A 19647-nucleotide genomic window follows, 5' to 3' on the forward strand; every position below is an offset into this window, starting at 1 on the left:
TCGACCATCATCACAATACTTTTAAAGGAGTATTTTAATCGCCGCTTTTTCTTCAGTGGCTCAAAAGCTGAACGAAATCGAATTACGCAAAAAATGAAATGAACAAACCCGAAGGATTTGGTTGAAAAAACAGAACATGCCGATATTGGGGATTTGCCGGACACTCGTAATCTTCGTTTTTACAACGCGGACATTACAGCTTAAAGTGTTCAAGGTGTTCGCCATTCACGTTCCAAGTTGCTTTATTCTTTTTACACTATTTTTTATCACCCGATAAGCTGTAGGTAACCTTTCCATCTTTATCCAGGAATTCTATTTTTGCTTCTCCACCTGCATCAACTGAAAGTCGTAGCCGGGGTTTTCCGGAGCGATCCGCTAACATAACCGTTGCTTTCCTGTCCTTATCCCTTCCAACAAAAACCCTTTTTGCGAATGCAGGCTGCCCCTGCATCGGCTCCATTAATTCTTTCAGTCTTTTATCTCTGGTCTCTCCCACCATTGTTTCAGCGGCTTTCTTGTACGCTTTATTCCATTCTGAAAATGGGGGAGATTCCTGCCAATCATCCACGTTCAGCCCCATACTCCTCTTTCCATCGCTTTCACTGTATGTTAAATAAAGTACCTGATTCTGATTATACTGGTCAAATGAAAAATGGCCATAAGCATCGGCTTTCCCTGTATTATTCATCTTCCCTTCAAAAGTTAATCCGCCTACTTCTGATTCTTCTTCATTAAAAAAGATAATTCCTGTTCTGTTACTGCCTGCCAGACCAAATTCTTTTCCTTTATGAAGCGGTGCCGGAGATCGTTCTTTGTTAGAAATTGTCATACGGAGCTTACCACTTTTCTCAATTATATTGATCCGCTCCACATCAATTTCATCAAATCGTTTTCTATTGTTAGTGTTAAATCCTACCAATAAAATCACACAAGTCAACATACTTGTAAAGACGCACAACGCCTGTAGTATGCGCATTTTCTTTTCGAGCCTGACGGTATTTAGATTCATTTCTGTTGTTTTCTTACCTGACTTTTATATGATGCGGCCTGCAGCAGATCCGTTAGGAAGCGAAAAATGACCGGATGCCCATTCCGTTCCGTATATCGTCACCTTGCTATAAAAGCTGTTTAAAAGCCATAAATGAGCGCCACAGTATTTGCCCCTGCCCGGATGCTGATTTGTTCACGCAGGTCCCGGATTTTCCGGCGGCTTATCTTTACGCGCCGGATTCCCATAATACAGGCACCTGCTCCTATTGCTGCAGGAATGATACCCAGCAACCGGTTTTCAGAAGACATAAGAGTAAGCGTGGTCCCCGCTCCAAACCAGGCTCCGCCCCAAACAATATTAAAAATACCCACTCCTTTCAGGGTCTTTTGCGTTGTCAGCTGGCGCTTTAGTTGCTTCATGGATGTGTCCTCCGCTAGGAAAGGATTCCGTTCGTAATAAAAAGCAGGAATGCGGGGCGGTATCAGGTCAGCACGGGCAAGAGCCTGATAACCGGAGATCTTCAGCGGCTCTGTAGTTTTTGTTCGTTCAGCCAGAGGGTAGTTGTCGCTTGCTTTCTGTCCGTAACCGGCCGAAACAATAGCTGTAAGCAAGAATGCCAATACACGTTTTTTCATTTATTTTTAAATATGTAAGTAGAATAGGTTCGTTTACTAATCTTCCAAATCATCATTGAAGCCTCTTCTCTTTTAAACCGGCTTTTTTAATATAATTGTCACCCCGTCCCGGAGTAACTGAGGCAATTTGTTGGAAAATAATTTATACAACCTTGCCTTATATGAATGGCTGTAGTCGAAATAGTTCAGTGTATGCAGTTCCAGAACCTCAAACCCATTTTTCTCTGAGTAGGTCTTCAATTCCTTTCTTGTAAATTCCCTCAAATGGCCACCGTAGCCCGGCCGATAATCATCGATGATCATCTGGAAAGGATTTTTCCCGGCAATCATAGCCATTCTTTTTTTAAGAGCTGTGGCATTGGGTGTTTGGATGATTACAACCCCCTGGGATGAAGTAAGTTCCCAAAGCTGGCGTAAGATACGATCTAAATCCAGGTGCAGGTGTTCAATTACTTCTGCAATTATAACCAGGTTGTAATTGCCTTTAATAAAGTGGTGCCCTCCTTTCCCCAGACTGTCCAGATCGAATTCTATATGTTTGTTTACACCTTTGACACCTTCTGACAAATACCCCAATGTATCTACATTGAACCCATTTTTAATCAGGTTATAAGTAATGGTGTATGGTCCGATTTCCAGTATCGCCCCCTTCGCATATTGAATCGCCTTTTCGAAAGCAAATTTTAGCCGCTTAAAGTGATAGTGCTGATACGCTATTTCTTCTTTTGAGCCTGGTACAATTTGAAACTGCATCTTAATAGACATTATAAATTCGTTGAATAGAGTCCTCCAGCAGACTATTGCTTCCATAGCCGTTACCGGGAGCATTTCATAGTTCTTAAGTAGTAGGTTTGGGAGAGATGTAATCTTTGTATCTGCTATTTTGCCCGGCTCATATCTACCGGCATATAAAACTTTCCCTCGCTGAGTTTTATTGTCTTGCTATTACTATTTACAACTGTGCTTTGAAATGTGCCACGCACTTCCTTACCATCAAAAGACTCGACCACAATTTTTCCGGAGCCGTACTCACCCCCGGAAGTGTAAATGTCGTCATCTACCCGGTCGGATGGAGGATTCATGTCCACCCAATGGTTTATAGCATTCAATGTGCCTGAACCCGCCCCCACGCCATAAGTACCTGCTTTTTCCAGAAAGGGCTGTATTAAAAGGTCGGTACCTCCCAATTTTGTAAGGTCACTGGTGGAAAGCCGCCATCTGCCGCTAATCAGGATTACATTGCGGCCGGAACTGTTCTGATAAACGACCTGGGCTTTCAGGCCTGAGCTGCCACCCTGGTCAGTGGCTTTTTTTTCTACTCCATCCACTTTTACCGTTAAATAATACTTGCCTGCAGTATCATCAGGTTTATCGTCGCTCTTTTTACTGCAGGAAGCCAAAGCGACAAGTAATACCACACATAATAGTACTGCATTACGCTTCATCATTGTTCTTTTTATCATAGCAAATTTCAAGTTTGATACTGGTGCTTTCTCCGTTTATTCTGTCTATATTTTCATCTTTAAAGAAATTCCGGCTTTGCCTGAATCTTGATAATAAATCCAGATTCGGCCGTTTGCAGTTGCCTCTTCGCTCTTGTGATTGCCTGCTTATTTCCCGATTATTTTTCGAGGCATTGGTGGGCAGAGGTGTGGCCAGTTTAAACTTCTGCATGCTTTCCGGTCGGTACATAGACTTCATTTATTTACGGAACAATACTGCTGCACAAGCCAGTGGACCTGGGCGATCGTGGTGCACGCGGGTTATTATTTCAGTTTTATTTCCACCACTTCACCGTCTTTTTGGATTTCTACAAATTTTGTAGCCAGATCGTAATAATCATTACTATAATTTTTTTGCTGATAATAATTCACATTGCCGTAATTAGTATTGGCATGCCCGGCGTACACATCAACAGTGCCGGATACCACCTGCCCCACAGTTGTTTCCAAATAATATCTTCCGGGTTTCATATTCGGGAACGTAAATTCCCCGTTACTGTTGGTAATTGCAGTCAGACGAAATTGATAGGCTTCATTGCTTAAATAAACATACCGTAATTTTTGGAGGTTCTGCTTTTTCTTTTTCAACTCAAGGAAGTCCAGGAAATAAGGAGTTACAGGAAATAATGTCACCATTGCTTTATTAGCATAAATGCGTTTCCAGCTCCAGGATTTGCTTCCGTCTCCACTCCGGGGTTTTGTAAACGCTACGCCTTTAATGGTTGAGTTTCCGCGCCCCAAAGCGGCGCGTGCAGCAGCAGTATCAAATGGCAGCTGAGACATGATTATTGTAGTATCGTTTCTTTCCGGTTGTACGTACTGGCCTCTGGCAAAAGAAAAAATAAATAAAAAAAGAAAAAAGAACGATGCCTGTTTGACGGGTTTCACGACATAATGATTTAAAGAGTTTTTAAAAAAGATCCCTGAAACATGATTTGCCTTACGGCTCTGCTAAACGTTTTTCGACTTCCCTTACGAGAGGCAACATAAAGGTTAGCTGATTAAGCGTTTTGAACTTCAATTGTTCCCCCTTTACAATTTCACAGACAAAATTATCATAAGGCGCTATTACAAACAATCCCGGTTGTTGGCGATTTTTACTATCCCTGAAAACAGGGATTTTTTCCTGATTTTTCAGGTAGTTTTTACAGAAAATAGCCGAATTAATGAAAGAAACATTTATTTTGGGTATGATTGGGCGCACGATTCCGATATTTTTTTCTCTCCTATGCTTTTCCTTTGCAATGAAGGCACAGTTTCCGCTTGATATGAAAACTTATGCCGACAGTTTAAACCGGGTCATAAACACCACCAAAAATGATAGTGTAAAAGCGCAGGCTTATTTAAATCTGATGGCTTACTGGGCCAATGAAGATACCGCTAAAGCAAAACAAATTTTACAACAGGCAAGAACGCTTGGTGCCAGGTATCCATACATTATAGCAACATCCTACGCATCAGAAGGGTTTCTTTTTTTCAATATAGACGAGGTAAGAAGCGAAGTTGCCTATCTTAAAGCAGACAGCCTGTTAAGCAAGTTTGCCACGCCGGTTGCTTATCGTACCCGGTCCAAAATCTGGAATAATATTGCTGTGATAAGACAGCTGAACGACCGCGACAGAGACCATATCGACATAATCCTGAACAAGGCAGTCCCACTGGCCAGGCTGGCGAATGACAGCAACATGATAGCAACAGAAATAACGGCTTTAGCGGTTACGTTTATGAACCTGGAGCAATATGACAAAGCAGAAATTTACCTGAATGAAGCAATTAAAATTTTAGAGCGATTGCCCGATCAGTTTAACCGGTTGGCAGCAGCATACAACAGAGCCGGAGAAAATTTTTTGCTGTTAAAAAAATATCCGCAGGCAAAAGCCGTATTGAATCGTTTGGAGAACATTTTAGCACCTTACCCTGAATCGGAACAGTATTCGATATATTGCCTCATAAAAGGCATGTATGAACACTATCTGGGCAAATATGGCGACGCAATAAATAGTCTGGATAAAGGAATAGCCCGGGCATCAGGTACCAATAAGCAAAGAACTATCCTCGAACTGAAATTTCAAAAGACAAGAACCTTATTGGCTTTTAAAAAATACACAGCGGCAAAAAAAATCTTAACAGAATTATTGAATGATAAAGAAGCCATCGAACAGGCAAGTAACCGAGTGGAAATGTACAAGGAGCTCGCAACAGCCAACGCGGGACTTGGCAACATGCCGGAAGCCTACCAGTGGCAAAAAATGTATACCCAGTTAAGCGATAGCCTCACAGAAGTAAAACTAACCAAAGACATTAACGAACTGGAAATAAAATACCACAGTGCTGAAAATGAAAAAAAGATCATTCGTCTTGAATCTGAAAAAAAGCAGGCCGTACTCGCCGGTAAAAATAGCAGATTAACCAGCTGGCTGCTGGCGGTGGGCTGCTTCCTGTTCATCTCCATTGCCGGCTATTCAATAATACTTTACCGTAAAAACAAAAAAATTTCTGATCAGCAATTAAAAGACATTCAGCAACAACAGGAAATAAAACTGGCACAGGCGATGCTTCAGTCGCAGGAAGAAGAACGGAACAGGGTTGCCCGTGATTTACATGACGGTATCGGGAGTATGCTGGCCGCGGTAAAAATCAATCTTTCCGCTATCACTTCTGATATCGGGGAACAATACGGCCAACAAATAAAAGATGCGATGCACCAGTTGGACAATTCGGCATCCGAGCTGCGTCATATAGCACATAATATGATGCCGGATCTTTTATTGAGATACGGATTGGAGGCTGCCTTAAAAGAACTTGCCGAATCCTTTATCTCCAAACACACATCTGTTGACCTGCAATGCCTCAACATCAGTCAGGGCATCCCGTTAAGCGAACAGCTTTCCATTTACCGTATCGTACAGGAGTTATTGACCAATGCAGTGAAACACGCTGGCGCCGGTAATATCCTGCTACAATGCAGTCAGAACGAAAAAATTTTCCTAATTACAGTAGAAGACAACGGTAAAGGTTTTGACATAGAAGATGGCAGCATGCATCACGGAATGGGTATTGCCAATATTAAAAACCGGATAGCCTACCTAAATGGCACCATTGAGTATTTTCGTAAGAAAAGTCCATCAGGTACAATTGTAAATATAGAGCTTTATGTTACTATATAAAACAAAAATAGCTTTGGTTGACGATCATCCCATTGTGGTGGAGGGGTTGGAGAAAATACTGGCTACTGTAGAGCATATCGAAGTTGTCGGACATTTCTTTAACGGAAAAGATTTGCTTTCTTTTTTGGATCACCACACAGTCGACGTCATCTTGCAGGATATAACCCTGCCCGATATCAACGGAATTGAACTTTGTAAAACGATAAAGCTTCATTTTCCTAAAACTACTGTGCTCGCTCTCAGTCATCACCATAATCGTAAAATCATAATGGATATGCTAAACAGCGGTGCAAATGGTTACCTGCTCAAAAACATCTCCCGGAATGAACTAGTAGGTTGTATAAGCGCCGCGGTAAAAGGAGAAATCACCTTCAGCCAGGATGTGAAAGAGATCATCGCATCACCGCAATTATCTACGGATCAGACAGCTGTCCGCTTAACGAGCCGTGAAAAAGAAGTACTTGAACTGATCGCATCAGGTAAAACAACATTGGAAATAGCCGGGCAGCTGCATATAAGCAGGTTCACAGTAGAAAGCCACCGTAAAAACCTGTTGCAAAAATTTGAAGCAAAAAACGTTGCAGAGCTGATAAGAATAGCCACGGCCAATAGCCTTCTATGAGTATGGAGTACAATAAATAAATGAGGGGCGCTCGTCCCAAATGTTCAACTATCCGGCACCACAACGTGAATCACTTTACCTTCCTTCTGCACCTTACCTGACACCATTAACAGCCGGGGCAGCAAGATCTATTTCCGATATTTCTCAATACGGACTGAAATAAAGAGCGCACGGAATATGTTCCGGTAAAAGCCAAGGCTGGCTATATCAGGGGGTTCAATGAGGTTGTGCACTTGTCGTTGATTAAAGAATTTCGGATAAATTCACTTAGTTTCGCACGGGCACTTCTACACTAAAAAATAAAATGTTAGATTTTTACATAGTACAAGACGAGCAACCTCAGCCAGATTATCCCGAACAAGCCGGCCTGGAATTCGTTGGAGCACTAGATAATAGAACATTTGCTAATTTGCAAAGAAAAGAAGTTATCGGAATGCAATTTAATTTCTACTCCGACTTCAGATTGGATACTGAATTAATTAACCAAATCCGTCAGCATATTTTTAAGACGGATCTGCAGACCGACGATGACGTAAAGAAATTGCTCATCTTACTTGACACAGCTGAACGCAATCGCAGCGGGTTAATTGCATACGGAGATTAAAAAGTTGTCAATTATATGGCACGCGAAAATTGAATTGATAAGCCGTCCTAGTCGTTCGCCAATCCGGCGCATCAAGAGCTATCGATTCGTGCAATATAGGATTCGTAATAGGTGTCAAAAACCTTCTTATACTTTGCCTGCATTTTCGAATGGATTATATCAACATGCCTCTCCAGATCGCTCTTCTTGTGAGTACATGGGCAAGTATCAGCGATTCACTATTTTGCCGGGTTAACCAGATCCGGACCGTGCCAGTAGAGAGAATGGCTAACTAACGACCCGCCCGCCCCGGCGGGATGCGCTACCGGTATAAAACAAAAAAGCCCGGCATTGCTGCTGAGCTTCTCTTTGTTATGTCGGGACGACTAGATTCGAACTAGCGACCCCTTGCACCCCATGCAAGTGCGCTACCGGGCTGCGCTACGTCCCGATCCGAAAATCGGAGGGCGAAGATAGTGTTTTTTTTCATTTTTCCCGAACTATTCTGATCTTTTCTATATACCTGGCATTCAGTCCTATTCTTCTGATATATTAGCGACAGAAAATCAGAAATTGCACGTATCTTCGCCCCTTAATGAAAATTCTCATTAAGCAAGCGAAGATCATCGACCCAACCTCTTCTTTTAACGGGCGTACAGCAGATATCCTTATAGTAAACGGAATCATTCAATCCATTGGTAAAAATCTTTCAGCAAAAGGCGCCAGGATCTTGGAAGCAAAAGGGCTGCATGTGAGTCCCGGGTGGATGGACCTTTTTTCTGATTTTGCTGACCCGGGCTTCGAATCGCGGGAAACGCTTTTCACCGGTGCCCGCGCCGCCGCCGCCGGGGGATTCACGGATATATGCATTGTGCCCAACACGCAGCCGGCCATCGACCAGAAATCGACGATAGCTTATATAAAAGGAAAGGCAGCACAGCTTCCCGTAAGCATTCATCCGCTGGGCGCTGTCACCAGGAACACGGAGGGCCGGGAACTGGCGGAGATCTACGACATGCGGCAATCCGGGGCCGTGGCCTTTACCGATGGAAAAAATGCCATCCAGTCTTCAGATATCATGGTAAAGGCGCTGCAGTACATCCGGCCCTTCAACGGCGTATTGATCCAGTTACCGGATAATAAGGATATTCAACCCCGCGGACTGATGAATGAAGGGATCGTGTCAACCCGGCTGGGCCTGCAGGCAAAGCCTGCGATCGCGGAGGAGCTGCTGATTGCGCGGGATCTGAAACTGACCGCCTATGCCGCCTCCCGCCTGCATCTGACCGGTATCACTACTGCCGCCTCTTTAAAACTGATCAAAGAAGCACGCCAGAAGAAAACAGCAGTTACCGTTTCCGTGACCCCTGCACACCTGTTCTTCACCGAAGAGGACCTGCAGACATATGATACCAACCTGAAACTGAATCCGCCCCTGCGCACAACCGAGGACCGGAAAGCGCTGCAGAAGGGCATTACGGACGGGACCATTGACTGTATTGCCACGCACCATATCCCCTATGATACCGATCATAAAATGGTGGAGTTCGAATATGCCAAGAACGGTATGATCGGTCTGCAAACGGCTTATGCGGTGCTGAATACGGCCCTGCCCGGTGTTTCCCAGGAACGGTGGGTGGAGTTGCTCTCTGTCAATCCCCGGAAGATAATGGGGCTGGCGGTTCCAACAATTGAAGAAGGCGCTGCCGCCTCACTAACGGTTTTCGATCCGGCTCAAAAATGGGAACTGACGGCGGATGCGATCCTGTCGCAAAGCAAGAACTCGGCATTTACGGGCAAACCGCTTACCGGGAAACCGCTGGGCATTGTCCACAATCAACAGACAAATCTCTTTGAGGAAAACAGATGAAGATAAACGCAACAAGAAAGGGACTGATAACGGGAGTAGGGATGGTTCTATTGGGGCTGCTGTTGCTTTGGAAGCAGGTGCCCACAAATTCAGCGCTCCAATACCTCGTATTTTTAATTTATGGTGCAGGAATTGTATGGGCCGTGTATCCCGCAAAAAACGGTTCCTCAGTGTTTAGTGCCCTTTTCAGCAACGGATTCCGCTGTTTTGTGGTCGTTACACTGATCATGGCCATTTATACATTTGTCTTTTTTCAGTCCAACGGGGCAATGATCGAACGGGAGATACAGGCATCGAAACTGGAACGGCTGAAAACCGCGAAGGACCGCACTCCCCGCGAAATTGAAGAAGAAGCGAAAAATACCCGTAAATACTATGTTCCTATCATGGTATCACAAACCATATTTCAATACCTGCTCATCGGAGTAGTTGTAACCACTGTGGTGGCCGGAGCCTTATCTTTGTCAAAGAAAAACTAAAAATGGATATTTCTGTAGTCATACCATTATTGAATGAAGAAGAATCGTTGCCGGAGCTGGCCGCATGGATTGAAAAAGTGATGCAGGAAAACCGGTTCAGCTATGAGATCATTTTTGTGGATGACGGAAGCACCGATAGTTCCTGGCAGGTGATTGGCGCATTACGTGAAAAAAATCCCTGTGTCAAGGGCATCAAATTCCAACGCAACTATGGCAAATCAGCAGCGTTGAACGAAGCCTTCCGTGCTGCTGCAGGCGATGTGATCATCACGATGGACGCGGATCTTCAGGACAGTCCGGATGAGATCCCTGAGCTTTTCCATATGGTGAACAGTGACAAATACGACCTTGTAAGCGGCTGGAAAAAAGTGCGTTATGATAACACCCTGACAAAAAATATTCCGTCCAAATTTTTTAACGCAGTAACCCGGAAGGTATCCAAGATCAAATTAAATGATTTTAACTGCGGACTGAAAGCCTATAAGAAAAAGGTTGTAAAGAGTATTGAAGTATATGGTGAAATGCACCGCTATATTCCGGTGCTGGCCAAATGGGCCGGTTTTAAAAAGATCGGTGAAAAAGTAGTGGAACACCGCAAACGCCAGTATGGCGTCAGCAAGTTTGGATGGGACCGCTTTATTAACGGGTTCCTGGACCTGCTCTCCATCACATTCGTAGGCAGATTCTCCAAAAGACCCATGCATTTTTTCGGAGTATGGGGGATGCTCTTTTTTATCATCGGCTTTTGCTCTGCGCTCTATCTCGCATTGCAGAAACTGATCAGTCCCGACTTCTCCATTACCAACCGGCCGGGTTTTTACATTTCATTAACAGCGATCGTCATCGGGGTACAGCTGTTCATGGCCGGCTTTATCAGTGAGCTGCTGGCGCGCAATGCACCGGGCCGTAATTCTTACCTGATCGAAGAGAAGACCGGATTGGAGTAGTACAGCTGTTCATAACGTCCTGCACTTGTGATTATCTAGTACTGTTCCGCAGGGCCTTTTCCGATTTCCGATTCTCCCCTTTTTCATTTTTATTTGCATAATGCCAAAAGTGATCATCATAGGACCGGCTCACCCGCTGCGTGGCGGACTTGCAACATTCAATCACCGGCTTGCAAAAGCATTTACCGAAGAAGGATACGCCTGTGCGATCTGGTCCTTCTCACTGCAATATCCCGCTTTCCTTTTTCCCGGAAAATCGCAATATACAGACGAGCCCGCCCCGGAACACCTTGCCATCCGGACCCGCATCAACTCCGTATCTCCGGTTAACTGGCTAAGGGTTGGCAGGGAACTGGCAAAAGAAACGCCTGATATCATTGTGGTCCGTTACTGGCTGCCGTTGATGGGGCCCGCGCTGGGAACGATCCTGAGACGGGCGCGGAAAAATAAGAAAACAGCTGTTGTCTGCATCGCCGACAATATTATCCCTCATGAAAAACGTCCCGGCGATACTGCATTCACCCGGTATTTTATAAAAGCCTGTGATGCCTTTGTTACCATGAGTGAAAAGGTACTGGGCGACCTGCGGAAATTTACAGAGAAACCGGCGCTGCTGGTGCCACACCCGCTTTACGATACATTCGGGGCACCCGTTTCCAAAGCCGATGCCAGGGCGCATCTGGGACTGCCTGCCGATAGCAGGATCATTTTATTTTTTGGCTTTATCCGGAATTATAAAGGGCTGGACCTGTTGCTGGAAGCCGTTTCAATACTTAAAACGCAACAGTCAACTCCTAATGCTCAAATCTCAAACGCTACCGCCCCGGTCTCCGATCTCCAATCTCAAAACTCAGATCTCAAATTACTCATCGCCGGTGAATTTTATGAAGACCAGGAAAAATACCAGCATCAGATTGACGAACTGGGCATCCGCGATCAGCTGGTGCTACGAACGGATTTCATTCCCGACAGTGAGGTCAGGTACTACCTGTGCGCCGCCGACCTGCTGGTACAGCCCTATCGTAACGCTACGCAAAGCGGGGTTACACCACTGGCCTACTATTTTGAGAAACCAATGGTGGTGACCAATGTAGGCGGATTGCCGGCCCTGGTTCCCCATGGAAAAAGCGGGCTGGTGGCAGCTCCGGAGGCCGGGGCCATAGCGGCTGCCATTGCAGAATTTTTTAAATTAGGCGAGAACTATTTTATTCCACATCTTCGCAGCGAAAAACAAAAATACAGCTGGACCAACCTGGTCAATGCCATCGTTGATCTGGCCAATAAACCGATAAAAGATGATTCACAGAAGTAAAGCACCGTTAAGGATCGGACTGGCAGGCGGCGGAACCGATGTCAGCCCTTATTGTGATGAATTTGGGGGGGCCATTCTGAATACAACGGTTTCCCTGAATGCGAATGCCACGATCGAACGGACGGATGACGGAAAGATCTTCCTGGAAGCCATGGACCGCGATGAGACCGTGGTGTTTGACTGGCAGACCGCACTGCCGCTCGATGGACACCTTGACCTGTTGAAGGGGGTTTACAACCGCATCCAAAAAGATTATCCTTTTTCAAATGGTGGTTTCCGTCTGAGCACCTATGTGGATGCTCCGGCAGGATCGGGCCTCGGCACCTCCTCCACACTCGTGGTAGCTATAGTTGGCGCTTTTGTAGAAATGCTGCAGTTGCCGCTGGGGGAATATGACATCGCACATTACGCCTACGAAATCGAGCGCAGCGACCTCCAGCTCGCCGGCGGCCGCCAGGATCAGTATGCTGCTACCTTCGGTGGCGTTAATTATATGGAGTTCTACAGCAACGATAAAGTAATTGTAAATCCCCTGCGGATCCGTCAGCGTTACCTGGATGAACTGGAAAACAACCTCCTCCTTTATTATACTTCCACCAGCAGGGAGTCGGCGAAGATCATTATCGAACAAAGCAAGAATGTTACCGAAAAGAAAAGCCAGTCTATTGAAGCCATGCACCAGCTGAAGTACCAGGCCCAGATGATGAAGGAAGCATTGCTGAAAGGCCAGCTGGATGAAATAGGCCGCATCCTTGATATCGGCTTTGAACAAAAGCGGAGAATGGCGGCCGGCATTAATAACGACCTCATCGATACCATTTATGAAACCGCAAAAAGGAACGGGGCTTCGGGTGGCAAGATCAGCGGAGCCGGAGGCGGTGGTTTTATGATCTTTTATTGTCCCGGCAATACAAAATACCGGGTAAGGGCCAGCCTGAGCCAGTTTGGCGGCCAGTATAGAAACTATCAATTTGTAAAACATGGCTTAAAAACCTGGACCGTATAGTTATGAATAATCAAATCAAATCCCTGGTACAGGCATCGATTGATGTAAAACAGCAGGTACTGGAAAATGCAGCGCTTCTTCAAACCGTAGAACAGGTGATAGCACTCATTGTAACCGCATTCAGAAACGGCAACAGCGTATATTTCTGCGGCAATGGCGGCAGCGCAGCTGATGCGCAACACCTGGCCGCGGAGTTCAGCGGCCGTTTTTACAAGGATCGTAAAGCATTGCCTGCAGAAGCACTGCATTGCAATACATCCTACCTTACTGCAGTCGCCAATGATTACAGCTTCGACCTGATCTATTCGCGGATCATCGATGGTATCGGTAAAAAAGGAGATGTACTTATCGGGCTGAGCACCTCCGGAAACTCCCGGAATATTGTGCGGGCCTTTGAACACGCAAAAGCCAAAGGACTGATCACAGTCGGATTTACCGGAGCCACCGGCGGATTGCTGAAAACCGCCAGCGATCACCTGATCAATATTCCTTCTTCGGATACGCCGCGGATACAGGAATGTCATATGCTGTTGGGTCATACCATCTGTCAGCTGGTGGAAGCACAATATTTCGAAGAAGAAGCATAAAGATCACCGCTCACTTTTGGCACATCCGCTGCTTAAGCGATGGCAGCCATCACTTATCAATTTTTTCGCATGATTCAGAAACGCCTGGAGGGAGACTGGCAAAATGCACAGGAAGTTATTGTACTGGCCGGCGGGCTGGGCACACGGCTGCGGGAGGCAGTGCCGGATCTTCCCAAATGTATGGCGCCCGTTGCCGGGCATCCTTTTCTCTATTATGTGATCCGTTACCTGCGCGGTCAGGGCATCCAGCGTTTTATTTTCAGTCTCGGATATAAACACGAAATAATAGAAGCATACCTGCAGCAGGAATTTCCCACACTCCAGTACCAGTGCTGTGTTGAGGAAACACCATTGGGTACCGGCGGCGCTATAAAGCTGGCGCTTCAAAAAGCCGCCGGGGCCAATGTCTTTGTTGTGAACGGCGACAGTTTTTTTGCCTTTGATGCGCAGGGTCTGATCGCCCTGCACCTGCAGACGCAAGCAGATTGCACCCTGGCCTTAAAGCCTATGAAGCAGTTCGACCGGTACGGCGTGGTAACCACCAATGAGCAGCATCAGATCTTAAGTTTCAGGGAAAAGCAGTTTTATGAAAGCGGACTAATCAACGCAGGTGTATATCTGGTTCACAGGGAAGCGTTGTTGCAAAAAGACTTCCCTTCCAAATTTTCATTTGAAAAAGAATACCTGGAACGGTTTGTGACCGATGGAAAATTTTCAGGAGCCGTTTCCGACGGGTATTTTATCGACATCGGTATTCCTGAAGATTATAACCGAGCCCAGGATGATTTCCGCACATCCTCTTTTAACCTGACCGCCGTTACCAGGGAATGGACGTTGTTCCTCGACCGTGATGGTGTGATCAATGAAGAAAAACCCGACAGCTACGTATTTCACGAAGGTGAGTTTGAATTCTATCCGGGTGTGCCGGAAGCCATTCACCGGTTCACCCATTATTTCCGGCATGTGATCGTGGTTACCAACCAGCGGGGTATCGGCAAGGGTCTTATGGAAGAAAAAGCGCTGCACGGCATTCACCGGCTTCTCAGCGATGAAGTAAAAAAAAGCGGCGGCCATATACCTGCTATTTACTATGCCACAGCAGTGGACTCCCGCGATTTTTTCAGAAAGCCCAATCCCGGGATGGCGTTACAGGCTGCAGAGGATTTTCCGGATATTGACCTTACAAGATCGGTAATGGTGGGCAATAATATTTCGGATATGAAATTCGGTAGAAGTGCCGGGATGCGGACCATCTATCTTACCACTACCAATGCTCCCGAAACACTGCCTCACCCCGACATTGATCTTCAGGTCCCCGATCTGAAGACATTGGCAGAACAGCTTCGGGATCACAAATAAAGATAATAAGGCTGCAATAAGACTTTAAATTCCGGTGTATATTCATTTGCCCGGCGGATCACGATCCGTTCTTCCGTGTATTCTTTTTTCCGGCGCCCGCAGACGACCATGATACGGAACGGATCATGCAGCTCCGTTTGATGCACATAGCAAAGCGCGTTTAAATACAGCCCTGAAGAGCCCAGCAACCGCACCAGTGCTGCTTTACGTTTGGCCGGAAGCAGCAGGAAGGCGTCGCCCTCCGCTTCAAGTTGCGCCTGCACTACCTGCAATAGCGGCAGTAACGGCAGCATCGCACTGTGATGGGCTATATTTTTTTGCGGCTCCGCCGATCTCAGGTCGCCCTCGTAAAACGGTGGATTGCTTACAACAGCCCTGTATTTTTTTTCAAAGGGGTACTGCAACACATCCCCCTTTAATAAGCGGATCGTCTGCGACCAGGGGCTTCCAGCAATATTTTCAGCAGCCTGTTCATAATCCGCCGGTTGTATTTCGATGGCTTCAATAGCAACAGGCGCTGCCTGGGCCATCATCAGACTCAGCAACCCGGTTCCCGCTCCGATGTCCAGCACAGTGCCGGAACTGCCCGCCAAATGTGCCGCCACCCATGCACCAAAAAGACAGGCATCCGTAGTAACCTTCATGGCGCACCGGTCCTGACGAATAATAAACTGCTTAAAACGGAAATACGGATTCGGCATACGCAAAGATGAAGAATAAGTCTGCTATCGCAAAATCAAGGTCATTTACAGGAACCATTAAGCGATTCAGGAACATCAAGCACATCAGAACCTTAACTATTCTTAACGCCTTAATGGTTTAAAAACACCACAACAGACTGTCACCATTACCGGAACCACTAAGCGATTCAGGAACGTGAAACACATCAAAACCTTAACTATTCTTAATGCCTTAATGGTTAAAAAGCACCACAACAGACCACCGCCATTACAGGAACCATTAAGCGATTCAGGACATTAAGCACATCAGAACCTTAACTATTCTTAACGCCTTAATGGTTCAAAAACACCACAACAAACCGACACCATTACAGGAACCATTAAGCGATTCAAGAACATGAAGCACATTAAAAACTTAACTATTCTTAATGCCTTAATGGTTCAAAAACACCGCAACAATATTATACAACTATTTGCCGGTTTTACATATTTAGATACATTCGCTCATGAATCAGCCAAAGGTTATCATTGTGGGACAGGGCATCAGTGGCACTTTTCTTTCCTGGTTTTGCTATCAGGCAGGTCTTGACTTTACCGTGATCGATGTGCAACGGGAAGGAACTCCTTCCAATGTCGCAGCAGGCATCATCAACCCGGTTACCGGTCGCCGCGTGGTAAAGGTCTGGCTCGACGATATCCTTCTGCCTTTTGCAGAAAAAGCATACACTGCAATGGGCACATTCCTGGATATACCCGCCATAACCAAAACCGCTATTGTTGATTTTTTTCCCAATCCTTTTATGAAAGAAAGTTTTCTGAAAAAGCTTTCGCAGAAAGAGGATTATATCCGCCTGCTGGAAGATGACCGGCAGTTTGCCCCGTATTTTAATTACGAATTCGGTGCCGGCTGCATTGCACCCGCTTATGTAGTAAATATGGCAGGGCTGCTTCCTGCCTGGCGCAATTTTTTAAGGCAACAGCACAAACTGATCGAAGAGCCCTTTGATTTTTCACAACTGGATGCAGCGGGTCGGGTTATTCAGTACAGGGAACATACAGCTGACCGGATCCTGTTTTGTGATGGCGCCGCAGGCGCGGCCAATCCTTATTTTTCATTGCTTCCCTTTGCGCTTAATAAAGGAGAAGCAGTAATTATAGAAGCACCGGAACTCCCGTCCGGCCTGCTTTTCAAAAAATCAATGCTGCTGGCGCCGCTGGTAGAAACAGGCCTGTTTTGGGCAGGAACAAATTATATCTGGGATTTTACAGATGAAGCCCCAACCGAAGCATTCCGGCAGGCGACGGAACAAACGCTCCGGCAATGGCTGAAAGTTCCTTTCAGGATCCTGGACCACAAGGCTGCGGTGCGGCCCGCAACCGTAGAAAGAAGGCCTTTTGCCGGGTTCCACCCGGTTTATCCAAACATCGGCATCCTGAATGGTATGGGGACAAAGGGTTGCTCACTGGCACCTTATTTTTCGCACCAGCTGGTTGAGCACCTGTTGCATCAACGGCCGCTCCTGCCTGAAGTGGATATCAGCCGCTTCAAAAATATACTAAGCCGGCAGCCGCTTTAGTCGTGCAATACCTTGCGTGATCAGTGCCGGTTACCGGGTTTTGCTGATCCAGATCCTGTTAAAATATAAAGGCCCCGCACCCGGTACTGCCCTGAGGGAGATCTGGTAAAAACCCGCTTGCGGAAAACGCAGCTGCCCCAACCGGGTATCCACAAATTCATCGGTATAACTCTGATGCGGTTCTGCCACAATGGTACCGGATGATGGTAACTGCTGCTCCAGGTACTGGTCGGTTACACGCGCCGCTACGGTGGCCGCTTCCTTCGAGTGGTTATGATACGACAGGTCCAGCTGGTAACTGCCCGCCTCCGGTATATAAACCTCCCAGTTCAGCATGCCCTCTTTATCGATAACAAGACGGGTCGGACGCAGTCCGTCATAGCGCTCCAGCTTAAAGTCCCTGTTTTTTTCCCAGACATTGGCGCCCGTAAGCGCAAAACCACCAAAGGTGGACTCCGCCACCATCTCACCATCCAGCGACACCGGTGCCGGATATTGCAATACCACAACAGAAACAAAAGGATCCCCCGCCTGTTCCGGTAACTGCAGATGCGTGAGCGGCCCGTTCTGTGTAAACTTCAGGGGCTTTTTGCCGGAAGCCGTGATCAGTGCTGCCTTTTCCGGTTTTGAAAGGATCCCCGACAAACGCAATACCTTATCCAGCGGCCAATTATAAACATGCAGATAAACAAGCTGTTTATTCCCGGCTGTTTTGGTGGTGATCCTGCCCCAATCGTGCTGGCCTGCCCGCAATTCGAGGCCCGTACAGCCATAGATGGCTTCACCGTTTTTTGACAGCCAGGTACCCAGGTCCTCCAGGCGACGCACGCCTTCGTAAGGAACCGACCCATCGGCACGCGGACCGATATTCAGCGTAAAATCTCCGTTAAGACTTACATTCCCGATCAATGATTGCAGCAACTGACTGGTCGATTTCCATTCATTTTCCTGTCCGTAATATCCCCAGGAATGCGCAATCGTACCGGAGGTTTCCCAGGGATGCGCCGTATAAACGGAACCGAATTCATTATCCCCTTTTGATTCAAAATCCACACCCGGGTCGGAAGCCGGCAGGCCAATCCTGGAATTAATCAGGCAGTTAGGCTGCAGCTCTCTTATCAGCCGCACCACCTGGTCCAGCTGCTCTTTCTTCACCACGGTCTTTTTATAGTCCAGCCACATATCAAACCAGAACATGGCAATGTCGCCGTAATTGGTCAGTAATTCCCTTAACTGTGGAATAACTTTCTCCTGCCAGTATTTATCGTAGTCCTCATCCTTAATTCCGGTCAACTCCTTATTATGATCCCATCCGTAAGGATGGTCCCAGTCAACCCAGTGCGAATAATAAAAGCCCAGTTTGATCCCGTGCTTCTTACAGGCGGCGGCCAGTTCCTTGATCACATCGCGGTTGGTGCCGCTTAGCTTTGTTAGGTTATAATCGCTCGCTTTACTGTTCCAGAGGGCTACCCCATCATGATGCTTTGACGTGATCGTTATGTATTTCATTCCCGCTTTTTTTGCAAGCAGCACCCATTCCTCCGGCCGGATCCGGTTCCAGTCGAACCGCCTGGCCAGTTCCCCGTATTCATCCTTTGAGATCCGGTTGCGGTAACGGATCCATTCCGCATAGTTATTCCCGTAGCGCAGCCGTTCTCCCTTCCACATCCCTTCAGCAGCACTGTACAAACCCCAATGAATGAACATTCCAAAACGTGCGGCCGTAAACCACCGGGTCTTGGGAGCAGCTGCAGCACCGGACTGGGAATGAACGGCAAAAGCAGTAAATACCATCCATAAAGAGAAAACGATCTTATTTTTCATAACAAACCTGATTACGGCTAAGATACGTAACTTTTACAGTGGCAACATCATTGCCGGAACACCGGCGCCATCCGGCCGTTATTTCCGGCGCAATAAAAGGAAAATTCCGAGAAGGACGATCCCAACGAGGAAAAAGGCCCACCACATACCTGCTTTAAAAATCGCTTCAACAGCGCTGCAGCTTTGAAGCAGCGCCATGCCGGCCAGTATCATATAAAAGAGAATATTTTTCATATTTGTTCTTTTTAAGGGTTAGACAACCACCTCACAAGACCTTACCGGCAACCGCCGGCAAGCGATTACCACAGCAAATTTCCTGCTTCATCAGAAGCACTACGAATTTCAGGCCAAATCATAATTTACCGCTTACTTTTTGCCAGCGGAAGACAAATCACAGCACGTGTAAATTTTGGTTTAATATTTGGAGATTTTTAATTAAAAAGCAGGCAGAAACTAAGAAATCTGTTAGGTTTGCAAAAACAGCGCAGAACCCTTTTCATTCATTG

General features: G+C 46.4%; 20 protein-coding genes and 1 tRNA gene. 11 read left to right on the forward strand and 10 right to left on the reverse strand.

Features of this window, described 5'->3' with window-relative positions; all coding sequences use genetic code 11:
* Positions 1-256 precede the first annotated feature (256 nt).
* The 6 genes from K7B07_RS01275 to K7B07_RS01300 form a co-directional block, all read right to left on the reverse strand.
* A complete protein-coding gene (locus K7B07_RS01275) occupies positions 257-1009 on the reverse strand; it encodes a hypothetical protein (protein WP_223706735.1) in 753 nt (250 codons plus the stop codon).
* A gap of 119 nt (positions 1010-1128) precedes the next feature.
* A complete protein-coding gene (locus tag K7B07_RS01280) occupies positions 1129-1626 on the reverse strand; it encodes a hypothetical protein (RefSeq protein WP_223706737.1) in 498 nt (165 codons plus the stop codon).
* A 72-nt stretch (positions 1627-1698) separates the two neighbouring features.
* Entirely contained in the window at positions 1699-2379 is a 681-nt protein-coding gene (locus K7B07_RS01285; RefSeq protein WP_223706738.1) for a class I SAM-dependent methyltransferase, read from the reverse strand.
* Between the two features lie 125 nt (positions 2380-2504).
* On the reverse strand, positions 2505-3089 hold the full coding sequence (locus K7B07_RS01290) for a hypothetical protein (protein ID WP_223706740.1): 585 nt from the start codon (positions 3087-3089) through the stop codon (positions 2505-2507).
* A gap of 303 nt (positions 3090-3392) precedes the next feature.
* Positions 3393-4016, reverse strand: coding sequence for a carboxypeptidase-like regulatory domain-containing protein (locus tag K7B07_RS27765; RefSeq protein WP_223706742.1), 624 nt, complete (start codon positions 4014-4016; stop codon positions 3393-3395).
* A 52-nt stretch (positions 4017-4068) separates the two neighbouring features.
* Positions 4069-4332, reverse strand: coding sequence for a hypothetical protein (locus K7B07_RS01300; RefSeq protein ID WP_223706744.1), 264 nt, complete (start codon positions 4330-4332; stop codon positions 4069-4071).
* A 40-nt stretch (positions 4333-4372) separates the two neighbouring features.
* Between K7B07_RS01300 and K7B07_RS01305 the strand changes: the two genes are divergently transcribed.
* From K7B07_RS01305 to K7B07_RS01315, 3 genes are all read left to right on the forward strand, one after another.
* Complete coding sequence (locus K7B07_RS01305; RefSeq protein WP_223706746.1) at positions 4373-6295, forward strand: tetratricopeptide repeat-containing sensor histidine kinase; 1923 nt, start codon at positions 4373-4375, stop codon at positions 6293-6295.
* The gene (locus tag K7B07_RS01310; RefSeq protein WP_223706748.1) at positions 6282-6917 is read left to right on the forward strand and encodes a response regulator; all 636 of its coding nucleotides are present in this window, start codon (positions 6282-6284) and stop codon (positions 6915-6917) included. The genes K7B07_RS01305 and K7B07_RS01310 overlap by 14 nt, the downstream gene beginning before the upstream one ends.
* A 304-nt stretch (positions 6918-7221) precedes the next feature.
* Entirely contained in the window at positions 7222-7521 is a 300-nt protein-coding gene (locus tag K7B07_RS01315; RefSeq protein ID WP_223706751.1) for a hypothetical protein, read from the forward strand.
* Positions 7522-7877: 356 nt separating this feature from the next.
* On the opposite strand, the gene K7B07_RS01320 is transcribed toward K7B07_RS01315, so the two are convergent.
* Positions 7878-7951, reverse strand: a tRNA-Pro gene (locus K7B07_RS01320).
* 144 nt (positions 7952-8095) lie between these two features.
* On the opposite strand from K7B07_RS01320, the gene K7B07_RS01325 reads away from it, so the two are divergent.
* The 7 genes from K7B07_RS01325 to K7B07_RS01355 all read left to right on the forward strand — a co-directional run bounded on the left by K7B07_RS01325 (position 8096) and on the right by K7B07_RS01355 (position 15060).
* On the forward strand, positions 8096-9370 hold the full coding sequence (locus K7B07_RS01325; protein ID WP_223706753.1) for a dihydroorotase: 1275 nt from the start codon (positions 8096-8098) through the stop codon (positions 9368-9370).
* The gene (locus tag K7B07_RS01330; RefSeq protein WP_223706756.1) at positions 9367-9849 is read left to right on the forward strand and encodes a DUF4199 family protein; all 483 of its coding nucleotides are present in this window, start codon (positions 9367-9369) and stop codon (positions 9847-9849) included. Before K7B07_RS01325 ends, K7B07_RS01330 begins: the two co-directional genes overlap by 4 nt.
* 2 nt (positions 9850-9851) lie before the next feature.
* On the forward strand, positions 9852-10796 hold the full coding sequence (locus tag K7B07_RS01335) for a glycosyltransferase family 2 protein (protein WP_223706758.1): 945 nt from the start codon (positions 9852-9854) through the stop codon (positions 10794-10796).
* A 100-nt stretch (positions 10797-10896) separates the two neighbouring features.
* Positions 10897-12108: a glycosyltransferase gene (locus K7B07_RS01340; RefSeq protein ID WP_223706760.1), complete on the forward strand. Its 1212-nt coding sequence runs from the start codon at positions 10897-10899 to the stop codon at positions 12106-12108.
* A complete protein-coding gene (locus K7B07_RS01345) occupies positions 12092-13114 on the forward strand; it encodes a GHMP family kinase ATP-binding protein (RefSeq protein ID WP_223706762.1) in 1023 nt (340 codons plus the stop codon). Before K7B07_RS01340 ends, K7B07_RS01345 begins: the two co-directional genes overlap by 17 nt.
* Positions 13115-13116: 2 nt before the next feature.
* Positions 13117-13701 (forward strand): D-sedoheptulose-7-phosphate isomerase, encoded by a 585-nt coding sequence (locus tag K7B07_RS01350; protein WP_223706764.1) that lies wholly within the window; start codon positions 13117-13119, stop codon positions 13699-13701.
* Between the two features lie 69 nt (positions 13702-13770).
* On the forward strand, positions 13771-15060 hold the full coding sequence (locus K7B07_RS01355; RefSeq protein WP_223706766.1) for an HAD-IIIA family hydrolase: 1290 nt from the start codon (positions 13771-13773) through the stop codon (positions 15058-15060).
* Here the strand turns inward: K7B07_RS01355 and K7B07_RS01360 are convergent.
* Positions 15051-15761 carry a tRNA1(Val) (adenine(37)-N6)-methyltransferase gene (locus K7B07_RS01360; protein ID WP_223706768.1) on the reverse strand — a complete coding sequence of 237 codons (711 nt, stop codon included), beginning with the start codon at positions 15759-15761 and terminating at the stop codon, positions 15051-15053. The genes K7B07_RS01355 and K7B07_RS01360 overlap by 10 nt on opposite strands.
* Before the next feature lie 485 nt (positions 15762-16246).
* Here K7B07_RS01360 and K7B07_RS01365 point away from each other — a divergent pair, with 485 nt between their 5' ends.
* On the forward strand, positions 16247-17317 hold the full coding sequence (locus K7B07_RS01365) for an NAD(P)/FAD-dependent oxidoreductase (protein ID WP_223706769.1): 1071 nt from the start codon (positions 16247-16249) through the stop codon (positions 17315-17317).
* Positions 17318-17347: 30 nt separating this feature from the next.
* Here K7B07_RS01365 and K7B07_RS01370 read toward each other — a convergent pair whose 3' ends face one another.
* Positions 17348-19141 (reverse strand): alpha-L-fucosidase, encoded by a 1794-nt coding sequence (locus tag K7B07_RS01370; protein WP_223706771.1) that lies wholly within the window; start codon positions 19139-19141, stop codon positions 17348-17350.
* A gap of 78 nt (positions 19142-19219) precedes the next feature.
* Positions 19220-19375: a hypothetical protein gene (locus K7B07_RS01375; RefSeq protein WP_223706772.1), complete on the reverse strand. Its 156-nt coding sequence runs from the start codon at positions 19373-19375 to the stop codon at positions 19220-19222.
* Between the last annotated feature and the right edge of the window lie 272 nt (positions 19376-19647).

The sequence above is a fragment of the Niabella beijingensis genome (assembly GCF_020034665.1).
Taxonomy (GTDB): domain Bacteria; phylum Bacteroidota; class Bacteroidia; order Chitinophagales; family Chitinophagaceae; genus Niabella; species Niabella beijingensis.

Bases quoted from the DNA above. Each gene is read 5' to 3' on its own strand.
- K7B07_RS01275 (WP_223706735.1), bottom strand. From the start codon at position 1,009: ATGAATCTAAATACCGTCAGGCTCGAAAAGAAAATGCGCATACTACAG.
- K7B07_RS01280 (WP_223706737.1), bottom strand. From the start codon at position 1,626: ATGAAAAAACGTGTATTGGCATTCTTGCTTACAGCTATTGTTTCGGCC.
- K7B07_RS01285 (WP_223706738.1), bottom strand. From the start codon at position 2,379: ATGCAGTTTCAAATTGTACCAGGCTCAAAAGAAGAAATAGCGTATCAG.
- K7B07_RS01290 (WP_223706740.1), bottom strand. From the start codon at position 3,089: ATGATAAAAAGAACAATGATGAAGCGTAATGCAGTACTATTATGTGTG.
- K7B07_RS01305 (WP_223706746.1), top strand. From the start codon at position 4,373: ATGAAGGCACAGTTTCCGCTTGATATGAAAACTTATGCCGACAGTTTA.
- K7B07_RS01310 (WP_223706748.1), top strand. From the start codon at position 6,282: ATGTTACTATATAAAACAAAAATAGCTTTGGTTGACGATCATCCCATT.
- K7B07_RS01315 (WP_223706751.1), top strand. From the start codon at position 7,222: ATGTTAGATTTTTACATAGTACAAGACGAGCAACCTCAGCCAGATTAT.
- K7B07_RS01325 (WP_223706753.1), top strand. From the start codon at position 8,096: ATGAAAATTCTCATTAAGCAAGCGAAGATCATCGACCCAACCTCTTCT.
- K7B07_RS01330 (WP_223706756.1), top strand. From the start codon at position 9,367: ATGAAGATAAACGCAACAAGAAAGGGACTGATAACGGGAGTAGGGATG.
- K7B07_RS01335 (WP_223706758.1), top strand. From the start codon at position 9,852: ATGGATATTTCTGTAGTCATACCATTATTGAATGAAGAAGAATCGTTG.
- K7B07_RS01340 (WP_223706760.1), top strand. From the start codon at position 10,897: ATGCCAAAAGTGATCATCATAGGACCGGCTCACCCGCTGCGTGGCGGA.
- K7B07_RS01345 (WP_223706762.1), top strand. From the start codon at position 12,092: ATGATTCACAGAAGTAAAGCACCGTTAAGGATCGGACTGGCAGGCGGC.
- K7B07_RS01350 (WP_223706764.1), top strand. From the start codon at position 13,117: ATGAATAATCAAATCAAATCCCTGGTACAGGCATCGATTGATGTAAAA.
- K7B07_RS01355 (WP_223706766.1), top strand. From the start codon at position 13,771: ATGATTCAGAAACGCCTGGAGGGAGACTGGCAAAATGCACAGGAAGTT.
- K7B07_RS01360 (WP_223706768.1), bottom strand. From the start codon at position 15,761: ATGCCGAATCCGTATTTCCGTTTTAAGCAGTTTATTATTCGTCAGGAC.
- K7B07_RS01365 (WP_223706769.1), top strand. From the start codon at position 16,247: ATGAATCAGCCAAAGGTTATCATTGTGGGACAGGGCATCAGTGGCACT.
- K7B07_RS01370 (WP_223706771.1), bottom strand. From the start codon at position 19,141: ATGAAAAATAAGATCGTTTTCTCTTTATGGATGGTATTTACTGCTTTT.
- K7B07_RS01375 (WP_223706772.1), bottom strand. From the start codon at position 19,375: ATGAAAAATATTCTCTTTTATATGATACTGGCCGGCATGGCGCTGCTT.